The organism is Nostocoides japonicum T1-X7 (genome assembly GCF_001046855.1).
GTDB lineage: Bacteria > Actinomycetota > Actinomycetes > Actinomycetales > Dermatophilaceae > Nostocoides > Nostocoides japonicum.
The window spans coordinates 3362155-3373015 of sequence record NZ_HF570958.1; the positions used below are offsets into that span (position 1 = coordinate 3362155).

Annotated in this window: 7 protein-coding genes; 3 read left to right on the top strand and 4 right to left on the bottom strand. The window is 72.1% G+C overall.

Going from position 1 to position 10861, the window contains the following annotated elements; genetic code table 11:
- On the top strand, positions 1 to 2867 hold a 2867-nt coding region (locus BN12_RS15245), incomplete at its 5' end, for a lamin tail domain-containing protein (protein WP_053080049.1).
- Between the two features lie 794 nt (positions 2868 to 3661).
- Here the strand turns inward: BN12_RS15245 and BN12_RS15250 are convergent.
- From BN12_RS15250 to BN12_RS15265, 4 genes are all read right to left on the bottom strand, one after another.
- Complete coding sequence (locus BN12_RS15250; RefSeq protein ID WP_048553784.1) at positions 3662 to 3862, bottom strand: hypothetical protein; 201 nt, start codon at positions 3860 to 3862, stop codon at positions 3662 to 3664.
- A 10-nt stretch (positions 3863 to 3872) separates the two neighbouring features.
- Positions 3873 to 5159, bottom strand: coding sequence for a guanitoxin biosynthesis pre-guanitoxin forming N-methyltransferase GntF (gene gntF / locus BN12_RS15255; protein WP_048553786.1), 1287 nt, complete (start codon positions 5157 to 5159; stop codon positions 3873 to 3875).
- 101 nt (positions 5160 to 5260) lie between these two features.
- On the bottom strand, positions 5261 to 6715 hold the full coding sequence (locus BN12_RS15260; RefSeq protein ID WP_048553787.1) for an FAD-dependent oxidoreductase: 1455 nt from the start codon (positions 6713 to 6715) through the stop codon (positions 5261 to 5263).
- A 71-nt stretch (positions 6716 to 6786) separates the two neighbouring features.
- A complete protein-coding gene (locus BN12_RS15265; protein WP_048553790.1) occupies positions 6787 to 8853 on the bottom strand; it encodes an ATP-binding protein in 2067 nt (688 codons plus the stop codon).
- 129 nt (positions 8854 to 8982) lie between these two features.
- On the opposite strand from BN12_RS15265, the gene BN12_RS15270 reads away from it, so the two are divergent.
- Entirely contained in the window at positions 8983 to 9414 is a 432-nt protein-coding gene (locus BN12_RS15270; RefSeq protein WP_200901226.1) for a TIGR03668 family PPOX class F420-dependent oxidoreductase, read from the top strand.
- Positions 9415 to 9477: 63 nt separating this feature from the next.
- Entirely contained in the window at positions 9478 to 10695 is a 1218-nt protein-coding gene (locus tag BN12_RS15275; protein WP_048553795.1) for a pyridoxal phosphate-dependent aminotransferase, read from the top strand.
- Positions 10696 to 10861 lie beyond the last annotated feature (166 nt).

Sequence of the window (10861 nt, forward strand, 5' to 3'; positions counted from 1 at the left end):
CGCCGGGCGGCACCCTCGTCATCTCCGAGGTGTACGGCGGCGGGGGCAACTCGGCGGCGACCTTCACCAACGACTTCGTCGAGGTCTACAACGCCGGCGCGAGCCCGATCGACCTCGGCGGCTACTCCATCCAGTACGCCTCCGCGACGGGTACGACGTGGACGAACACGACCGCCCTGACCGGTGAGATCCAGCCCGGTCAGTACTACCTCGTCCAGGAGGCGTCCGGAGGCACGACCGGCAGCGCGCTGCCGACCCCCGACGCGACGGGAACGATCAACCTCAGCGCGTTGAGCGGCAAGGTGGCCCTCGTCCTCGGGAGCACGGCCCTCACGTGCGGCAGCGCGTGCACGTCGGACGCCGCCGTCGTCGACTTCGTCGGCTACGGGTCGGCGAACGACGCGGCCGGCGGCCACCCGGCGCCGGCGCTGTCCAACACGGCCTCGGCCCAGCGGACGACGGACCCGTTCACGAACACCGCGGACAACGCCGCCGACTTCACCGTCGCGGCCCCGACGCCGAAGGCCGCACCGGCCGGGGGGACGACGAACCCGTGCTCGGTGACGCCGCTGCCGGAGGAGTGCGTCCCCGGCGACACGACGATCCAGGACGTCCAGGGCGACGGCTTCGTCTCGCCGCTCGACGACACGACGGTCAGCAAGGTCCCAGGCATCGTCACGGCCGTCCGCTCGAGCGGCTCCTCACGGGGCTTCTGGATCCAGGACCCCTCGCCCGACACGAGCGACGCGAGCGCGTCGTCCGGCGTCTTCGTCTACTCGACGGCCCCCGTGTCGGTCGGGGACGCCGTCCTCGTGACGGGGAAGGTGCAGGACTACTACACGCTGGCTCCGGGGGAGACCCTCTCGACGACCTCGAGCCTGTCCGTCACCGAGATCACCCCGACCCTCGTCACGACGGTGACCCGGGGCAACGCCCTCCCCGCGGCGCTCGACATCACGCCGACGACGGTCCCCGCCACGTATGCCACGACGACGCCGACCGGCAACGTCGAGTCCATCGCGACCGTCCAGCCGAGCCGCTCGGCGCTGGAGTTCTGGGAGGCCCACGAGGGCATGCGGGTCACCGTGGACGACGCCCGGGTCGTCGGCCCCGGCAAGACGCAGTACGGCGAGATCTACGTGACGACCAAGCCCGACCAGCACGCCACGCCCCGGGGTGGGACGTACATCGACAGCTACGAGATGCCCTCGGGCCGGCTCCTCGTCATGCCCGTCAACGGCGTCGTCCCGGCAGCGAACGTCGGCGACGAGCTCGCCGGCGCGACGACCGGGCCGGTCGACTGGTCGACCTTCGGCGGGTATGCCATCGCCGCGACGACGCTCGGGACGTACGTCGACAACCACCTCCAGCCGACGACCGCGAGCCCCCAGGCCGCCGACCAGCTGGCCGTCGCGACCTACAACGTCGAGAACCTCGCCCCGAGCGACCCCGCGAGCAAGTTCGCGACACTCGGCGCCGGCGTCGTGACGAACCTGAAGTCGCCGGACATCGTCTCCGTCGAGGAGATCCAGGACAACAGCGGAGCGACGGACGACGGCACGGTCGACGCGGACCAGACCCTCGCCAAGCTCACCGCAGCGATCACGGCCGCGGGCGGTCCCGCATACCAGTGGGCGCAGATCAACCCCGTCAACGACGAGGACGGTGGGCAGCCCGGCGGCAACATCCGCTCGGTCTTCCTCTACAACCCCGACCGGGTGACGTTCGTCGACAAGCCGGCGGGGACGTCGACGGAGGCGGTCACCGTCTCGACGGCGCCCGACGGCACCCCCGACCTGTCGGTCAACCCCGGCCGCGTCGACCCGACGAGCAGCGCGTGGGACGACTCCCGCAAGCCGCTCGCGGGGGAGTTCGTCTTCCAAGGGCGGAAGGTCGTCGTCGTCGCGAACCACTTCGACTCCAAGGGCGGCGACCAGAACGCCGACGGCCGGTACCAGCCGCCGACCCGCTCCTCGGAGGTGCAGCGGACCCAGCAGGCCACCGTGCTGCGGGGCTTCGTCGAGCAGGTTCTCACGGCCGACCCGTCGGCGAACATCGTCCTCGCGGGCGACTTCAACGACTACCAGTTCTCCGGACCGGTGAAGACCCTCACCGACGACGGCGGGTTGCTCACCGACCTCATCGGGACCCTGCCGGTCGACGAGCGGTACACCTACAACTACAACGGCGTCTCGCAGGTCCTCGACCACATCTTCCTGTCGAAGGCCATCACCGACGTGCAGTACGACGTCGTCCACGTCAACAGCGAGTTCGCCGTCCAGTCCTCCGACCACGACCCCCAGGTCACCCGGCTCCGCCTTGCCGCCCAGCCGCCGCGCCACGGAACCCTCACCCTCGACCCGAGGACGGTCCGGCAGGGTGGCACCTCGACCGCCACGCTGACCGGATGGGACCCCGGCACGGAGCTGACGATCCGGCTCGACCGGAAGGTGCTCGGCACCGTGACGACCGACGACCACGGGTCGGCGACGTATGCCGTGCCGGTCGCCTGGGCGACGCGTACCGGTACCCGCACGGTCACCGCGTCGGCGGCGGACGGCGTCTCGGCATCGGCCCGGCTCACCGTGACGGCGGCCATCAAGGTCGGCCATGTCCAGGTGTCGCCCGGTCGGCAGCACGCCGGACTCCAGGTCAAGGTGACCCTGCGCGGATGGGCCAAGCAGGTCCGGGTCCGGATCTCGCTCGACGGCGGCGCGACCCTCGCCAACCCGCGGACCGACGCGCACGGCAAGGCGTCGGCGATCATCCGGATCCCGCGGACGGCGACGGTCGGCGTCCACCAGGTCCTCGCCCAGGTGTCGGACGGTGGTTCGGCGTCCGACACCCTGACGGTCCTGCGCCGCTGACGGCCGTCGGTTCGGTTGGCTGGTCGGTTCGGTCGGCTGGTCGGCCGGTCGGTTCGGTCGGCTGGTCGGTCGAGGTATTCGGTGAACCTTCCGGTGGGTCGGGATACGTCGACTCCAGGGTCTTCGGCTGGGTGGAGGTATCTGGTGATATTCCGACGGGGTCTGGATACCTCGACTCCGAAGGGCCGGGCCGGGTCGAGGTATGTGGTGACGTTCCGGCGGGGTCTGGTTACCTCGACCCCGGGAGGAGCGGGGCGGGTCGAGGTATGTGGTGACGATTCCGTGGGTTGTGTGCCTCGTCGCCTGGGGGAACCGCGGACGTCGAGTATCTGGCCAGGTCTCTGCCGGTATGGCTCCTCGAGATCGAGAGGTGCTCGTGGACCGACGCCCGCGGGGCCTTCGAATGGCGTTCGGTTACCTCGACTCCCGAGGGGCCTGGTGAGTCGAGGTATGAGGTGACGTTCTGGTGGGGTCTGGTTACCTCGATACCCGAGGGGCCTGGTGAGTCGAGGTATGGGGTGGCGTTCTGGTGGGGTCTGGTTACCTCGATTCCCGAGGGGCCTGGTGAGTCGAGGTATGGGGTGGCGGTCTGGTGGGGTCTGGTTACCTCGACTCCTGGGGGATCGGGTGGGTCGAGGTATGGGGTGGCGGTCTGGTGGGGTCTGGTTACCTCGACTCCCGAGGGGCCTGGTGAGTCGAGGTATGGGGTGACGTTCTGGTGGGGTCTGGCTACCTCGACTCCCAGGGGATCGGGTGGGTCGAGGTATGTGGTGACGATTCCGTCGGGTTGCAGATCACGGCCTCGAGGGGCGGAGCAGGCGGTCGAGGACGGCCGTGAGCAGGACCTCGCGGGTATGCGGTGCGGCCAGGTCGAGGAGGGCGTTCAACGGGAGTCCGGGGACCGTTCCGAAGGACCCCGTCGCGACCGAGCCCAACCCGTAGCCCCGTAGGACCGACCGTGGCAGCGAGACCTCCACCGGTCGGCTCGACCCCATGGCGGTGACCTTAGCGAGGCAGCGCCCCATCGATCCGCGTTTCGGGACGGCGAGCCGTCGCGAGCAGGACGCCGGAGTACCCGTGCCCGGAGGGTCCCGGGAGGCTGCGGACCACGACCTCGGCGCAACCGCGGCCCCAGGCCCCCTCGAGCACGCGGCGCAGGTCCCGGCGGCGAACCCTGGCGCTGGGGAAGAGGCGGCCGCCGACGAGATAGCCGTCCGATCGGTGGAGGGCGGCGGTGAGGAAGAGCCCTCCGGGTGCGGTGTTGTCCATGACGTTCGTCAGGAAGGCGGCCCAGGAGCGGCGGTCGGACGTCGCGGAGTCCGCGCAGTAGGCGCTGACGACCGTCGCGTACCCATGAGGCGACGGGCCGGGACTGCGACCGTCGGCCGTGAGCAGGCGGGTCACCGTCGCGCGGGTCAGCTCCTCGCGGCGGGTCACGGCTGCGTCGTCGGGATTCGGGTCGCCCTCGCAGCGCAGGGTGTACCGGACGAACGGGCGCCAGTCGTGGGCGGCCGGATCGCCCGCGAGCCACCGCCGGACCTCCTCCAGGTTGCCCGGCAGGTAGTCGGCGAGATGGATCTCGGAGGCGACGGGGGTGGCGAGGAAGACGTGGTGGAGGGTCGGCCCGGTGCCGTAGAACAGCACCGGCTCGGCTCGTGCGGCGTCACGGATGCCGTCGACGAGGTAGGCGATCGTCTCCACCTCGTCCGGTTCCACGTCCTGGTAGTAGTCGTCGAGGTAGGCCTCCGGGTCCCACTCGGACTCGAACGTCGCATACGCGCGACGGCGCAACGCCAGCCGGGTCACGCCCGCGAGGACGTATTCGTACAGCCCCGCGCCGAGGTTCGCCCCGATGAGGAGGACGACGGCGTCGCTGCTGGAGAGGCCGTCCCCGACGGCAGCGGCCCCGAAGGCGCCGACGTAGTAGGGGATCTCCTTGACCAGCTCCGTGGCGACGTAGCCCGCCGCCGCCGCGACTCGCAGGGCTTGGCGGCTCCCCGTCCGACGCCGGGTCAGGTCGTATGCCGCCTTCGACACGACGTTGGTGCTCACCCCGGTCCGGTCCAGGAGCGAGAGGTTGGCCCGCAGGCTCCGGCTCAGTCCGAGACCCCACCCGGCATAGCTCGCGACGAGCACGAGGACGAGCGCCGGACCCTCGAGGCCGTCCAGCGACCCGGAGGCGAGGACCGCGATGCCGCAGGCCGTGGCGACGGCATCGAGGGCATACGCCGAGACCGAGGTCGCGAGGAGGGAGACGAGCCAGCGCCCCCGCCCCCGACGGAGGTCCGCCACGGACGGGGCGTCGGGAGCCGATCGCTCAGGGGCTGGGATCGAGGACCCGGACGGACTTGTCTCGCGCATTCCGTCCGGCTCGATGGACCCCGATGCGGGGCTCACGGTCCGGGGACGGCCGCGGGCGTCGTGCCGAGCGCATGCAGAAGGTCACGTCTCGTCGGCTCGCCGGCGCCGTCGATCGGGCGGCCGACGTGTGACCGCAGGCGTGCGGCCACGTCCGGCCGGGAGAGCACGGTGGCCGGCGACTCCAGGAGGCCGCCGACGGCACTCGCGCAGCGCGCCAGAACCGGGTCCTGCCAGGCACCGGCGAGCAGGGCCGTGGTGGCCACCCACGCGGGGTCCTCGGTCTCGTATGCCGTGTCGGTGGCCTCGGCCGCCATCTGCGCGGCTCGGTGGCGCGTGAAGGACCACGAGGCCTCGACCCACGGCGCGATCCGCCGATCGGCCTCGTCCTCCGCACGGACGGCGAGCGTCGGGGAGCCGTCCGGCCACCCGTCCAGCACGTCCCGCAGCGCCTGTGCGTGGAGCAGCCCGAGGGTGGCGCCGCGGCCGAGCATGGGGCTCGTCGTCGCCCATGCGTCGCCGACCGCGACCACGCCGGTGAGACGCGGCCCGTCGGCGCCGACCCACCCGAGCCGCCGGTCGTCCCGGGTGGCGTAGGCCATGACGGCAGTGGTCGGCGTACCCTCGGCGACCCAGGCTGCCGAGGTCGGGCACGTGCGGGCCACGGACGACCAGGCATCCACCTCTCGCAGACCCCGCAGGCCGCGGTCCCCCGAGGCGCGCACGATCGCGACGGCATACGTCCCGCGGTCCTGTGGAATGGTGAGGACCGACAGCGACGGATGGTGGACGAGGACCGGTCCGGCGCCTCGCGGCGGTCGATCCGCCCGGGCGCGGAACTGGCGTGAGCAGTAGACGAAGCCGGCCTGCTGCCGGGTCACTCGGGGCACCGTGGGGTCGAGGTCGCCCACCCAGCCGGGCAACGGCGTCCGCCGGCCCATCGCGTCGACGACCAGCCCGGCGACCATGGCGCCCGCCGTGGTCCGCAGACCGGTCACCCGGATCGCGCCGTCCGCCTCGGTCGCGTGGAGCAGCCCGGTGGCCCTGACGCCGCGTCGCAGGACGACACCCGGCTCGTGGTCCGCGCCGTCGGCGAGCACGGCCTCGAGCCACGCGCGGCGGGTGGCCACCGTGTCGAACCGCTCGTCGCCGGGCTGCCACCCACAGGTTGCCGACTCCGGCTGGAGGTGGAGCTGGTTGACCCGTGTGGCCCCGGCGGCGACGAGACGGTCGAGGAGGTCCGGCAGCTCGCCCCTCATCTCGGTCGTCCACCGAGGCAGGAGGTAGTGCGGCTGGGTGAACTGGGCGACCCCTGGCCGGGACCAGCGGGCCGGGTCGCAGGATGCGGCGTCGGGGGGCGCAGCCGCGTCGCGGTCCAGCACCGTGACGTGGTGGCCGGCGCGCGCCAGCAGCAGGGCGGTCGTCAGGCCGGTCGGGCCGGCTCCCGCGACGAGGACGTCGGTCGTGGCTGGGGCGCGGTGGGGGAGCATGGCCTCTCTCCTTCTCGAGGGGAGGCCCACCGTCGCGTGGGTGGGTGCTCACCCGACAGGCCACTTCCTGCTCAGTCCCTGCCCTCTGCTCCTGGGGGCGGCAGTCGCAGGTCGCCGATCTCGACCGACCACAGCACCTCGACCAGGCGGTCCTGAGCCTGCGCGAGGTGGCGCCGGTAGGTGCTGAACGGCAGGTCGAGCACCTGGGCCGCGGCCTCCTGGGACGGGGCGCCCTTGAGATAGGTCCGCTCCAGCAGACGGCGATGCTCGTCGCCCCGCGGCTCGGTGCCGATGGTCTCGATCGCGGCGAGGACCACGTCGCGCAGCCGGGCCCCCGGCTGCGGCGCACCGGGCTCGACGAGGGCCGAGGCGAGCAGGGGCGATGCGGACAGTCGGTCCGGGCTGCCCAGGGTCCCGAGCGCCGCACGGACGGCGAGGGCGAAGTCGTTGCGGGACAAGGGAGCCGGACGCACCCATTCGGCGGGTGGCGGCCCGGACTCGCCGCTCAGCTCGCGTCGCGCCATCAGCTCGAAGAGCATCTCGGGGGGAAAGCGCCGACGGTCCCAGCCGTATGCCACGACGTCGAGGCCCGCGACGTCGACCTCCACCATCCGTCGCATGCCGAGGTACTCGAAGTACGGTCCGTAGTGCGGGTCGTCGATGGCGACGATGAAGGTCCAGGCGGCGTTGTGGTGCGACCACTCCAGCAGGCAGGAGACGCCGTTGACGAAGAGGACGAGCGGGTCACGCTGATAGACCTCGGAGGCGCCGGCATACCGGTTGACGTTGACGCGCTCCCCCGGACGGAGGGGACCCTCCTGCTCGACCGCTCGCAGCACGGCGGCCGCGACGGGGTCGTCCTCGTCGAGCGCACCCCCGGTCGGCAGGTAGCACTGCATCGAGAACGCCTCGACCCCGGCGTCGGAGCGGACCCGGTAGACCCCCTCGGGCTGCTCGGTCGCCCACCGACGGGCCAGGCGCGCGGAGGTGGGCCCCTCCCACGACTCGATGAGGCGGACGATGCCGTCGAGGTCCTCGGGCGCCGCGCGGGAGACGACCGGAAGGCCCCCCTCGCGCAGCCTGGCGGCCTCCTCGGACAACGGGCCGCGCCGGTGGAGGAGCAGGATCTCCGCTGCGGCTCGGTCGGGATGGGGCTCTGTCGGGTCGGCGAGCCGCTGGAGGAAGTAGCCGCGAACCGCTCGGTGCAGGGCGACGTAGGCGTCGGGCGATCGGTGGGCGAACTCGGACTCGAACAGCTCGCGGACCACGTCGTGGAGGAAGAGCCCGATGGCACCGCGCCGCACGTAGGGGCGAGACCCGAGCCAGGTCCAGACCTCCGGTGCCCGCTCGCCGAGGACCCGGTGCAGGAGATCCTGGGTGGTCCGGGTCGCGTGAGCGCACGTCGCGAGGCCGGTGCGGTGCGCGGCGTCCGGCACGTCGTCGACGAGCATGGCGCACAGGGTGCTCACGATGTCGGGGTCGTCGGTGAGAGCCTCCGCGGTCCGGCCTTCCCGCGCGGCCTCGGCGAGCATCGCGAGCACGAGCGGGTGGCCGCGCCCGATCCGGGCGAGGTGTGGACGGAGGGCGGCCTCGATGCCGAGCCCGGCGAGCAGCGCGTCGCTCTCGGTCGCGTCGAGGGCGGACAGCTCGTGGACCCGCACCAGCCGGCTCCACCCGGGGTCGAGGCGACGTGCCGGGCTCGGCGGAGCGCGACCGGCGACGACGGTCACCGATCCCGTCGGGCGTGACGGGAGCAGGTCCTCCCAGAGCCACCGGTCGACCGGCGCGAGCAGCTCGTACCCGTCGAGGAGCAGAACCTCCGCATCGGAGCCTCCTGCGCCTTCGGCCAGGGCTGCTCGTACTCCCGTCTCCGAGGGGGTCACGTCCCGGGCGTCGAGGTACTGCAGCGACCGACCGACGGCCCTGGCCCGCCGGGCCAGGGCGTCCAGCAGGGTCGTCTTGCCGATGCCTCCCGGCCCGTGGACGAACAGGACGCGCGCCCCGTCGGGTCGGGCGAGCAGGTCGTCGAAGGAGGCCCTCTCGTCGAGGCGCCCGACGAAGCCCCGGGCGCGTGCTCCCTCGAGCGGCCCGGACAGCAGATCGTCCTGCCGGGCCGTCGGCGGCTCGCGGCGGACCACCCACGACAGCGTATGGCCCGGGCGCCGGCCGGTCGAGGCCCGCCGCCCGGCGTGGGGATCGCTCCTCTGGGAGGCCGTCGGCGCCGCTGGGACGGGCGTGGCGCTGCTGGCACGGCATACCGTGTGGGCATGGATCCCTCGGCGCGGGACCGGTTCGCGGCCGCCCGGGTCGCGCGGCTGGCCACGGTCAGCGAGGACGGCCGGCCGCACCTCGTCCCGGTCGTCTTCGCCGTCGACGCCGGGGAGGTCCTGTGGACCGCCGTCGACGGCAAGCCGAAGACGACTCGGGCGCTGTGGCGGCTGCGCAACATCACGGCGAACCCGCGCGTGAGCCTCCTCGTCGACTCCTACGCCGAGGACTGGTCGACGCTGTGGTGGGTGCGCGCCGACGGCCTCGCGACGATCGCACCCGTCACCGGCGAGGAAGGGGCGGCCGCCGTCGCGGTCCTCGCCCGCAAGTACCCGCAGTACCTCACCGACCCGCCCCCGGGGCCGCTCATCCGGGTCGAGATCGACCGGTGGGTCTCGTGGTCCGCCGCGACCCCGCATACCGACGCCTGACGACGGCGGCGTGGCCGGACCCGTGGGCGACCGGCGCCCAGGTCGCCCTGAGAGACTTGGGCCATGCGCCATGTCGTCCAGAGCAAGAAGCTGCAGCACGTCCGCTACGACGTGAGGGGGCCGATCCTCGTCGAGGCCCAGCGGCTGGAGGCCGAGGGTCACAAGGTCCTCAAGCTCAACATCGGCAACACCGCGCCGTTCGGGTTCGAGGCGCCCGAGGCGATCGTCGCCGACATGGTCCACAACCTCCCCGAGTCCCAGGGGTATGCCGACAGCCGGGGGATCTACAGCGCCCGCACCGCCGTCGCGCAGTACTACCAGTCGCGCGGGCTCACCGAGACCTCCGTCGACGACGTGTTCATCGGCAACGGCGTGTCCGAGCTCATCACGATGGTGCTCCAGGCGTTCGTCGACGACGGCAACGAGATCCTCGTCCCCGCCCCCGACTACCCGCTGTGGACCGGCGCGGTGACCCTCTCCGGCGGCACACCCGTCCACTACCGGTGCGACGAGTCGAACGGCTGGAACCCCGACCTGGAGGACATCGAGTCCAAGATCACCGAGAACACCTACGCGCTCGTCGTCATCAACCCGAACAACCCGACGGGCGCGGTCTACAGCGAGGAGACGGTGAGGCAGCTCGTCGAGATCGCGCGGCGCCACGACCTCGTCCTCATGGCCGACGAGATCTACGAGAAGATCATCTTCGACGACGCCGTCCACCACCACGTCGCGACGTATGCCGATGACGACGTCCTCTGCCTCACCTTCAGCGGGCTGTCGAAGGCCTACCGCGTCTGCGGGTACCGCGCGGGGTGGGTCATGATCTCCGGGCCGAAGCACCTCGCCGAGGACTTCCTCGAGGGACTCACCCTCCTGTCGAACATGCGGATGTGCGCCAACGTGCCCGCCCAGCACGCCATCCAGACCGCGCTCGGCGGGTACCAGTCGATCAACGAGCTCATCGTGCCCGGCGGCCGGTTCTACGAGCAGTCGAAGCTGGCCTCGCGCATGCTGGGCGAGATCCCCGGCGTGTCGTGCGTCGAGCCGATGGGCGCCCTCTACTGCTTCCCGCGGCTCGACCCGGAGGTCTACCCCATCGAGAACGACGAGGCCTTCGTCATCGACCTGCTGCGGGCCAAGAAGATCCTCGTGACCCACGGGACGGGCTTCAACTGGTTCGAGCCCGACCACTTCCGCCTCGTCACCCTGCCCGACGTCGACGTGCTGACCGAGGCCATCGGCCGGATCGCCGACCACCTCTCCGAGCTGCGCCCGTGACGGGGTGAGGTGCCGCAGTCGTCAGGCCCAGCAGGCAAGATGACAGGTATGCCAGACCCCGAGCTCGACGCGGCACGCCCCGGTGGCGAGCCCTCGGGTGACGGACGCCCGAAGGGCGGGCGCGGCGATGGCTCGGGCGCCGGACGCGCGGTGCGCGCGACCGGCC

Excerpts from the sequence above, each read along its gene's own strand:
- BN12_RS15270 (WP_200901226.1), top strand. The coding sequence starts at position 8,983 with ATGGATCCCTCGGCGCGGGACCGGTTCGCGGCCGCCCGGGTCGCGCGG.
- BN12_RS15260 (WP_048553787.1), bottom strand. The coding sequence starts at position 6,715 with ATGCTCCCCCACCGCGCCCCAGCCACGACCGACGTCCTCGTCGCGGGA.
- BN12_RS15250 (WP_048553784.1), bottom strand. The coding sequence starts at position 3,862 with ATGGGGTCGAGCCGACCGGTGGAGGTCTCGCTGCCACGGTCGGTCCTA.
- BN12_RS15275 (WP_048553795.1), top strand. The coding sequence starts at position 9,478 with ATGCGCCATGTCGTCCAGAGCAAGAAGCTGCAGCACGTCCGCTACGAC.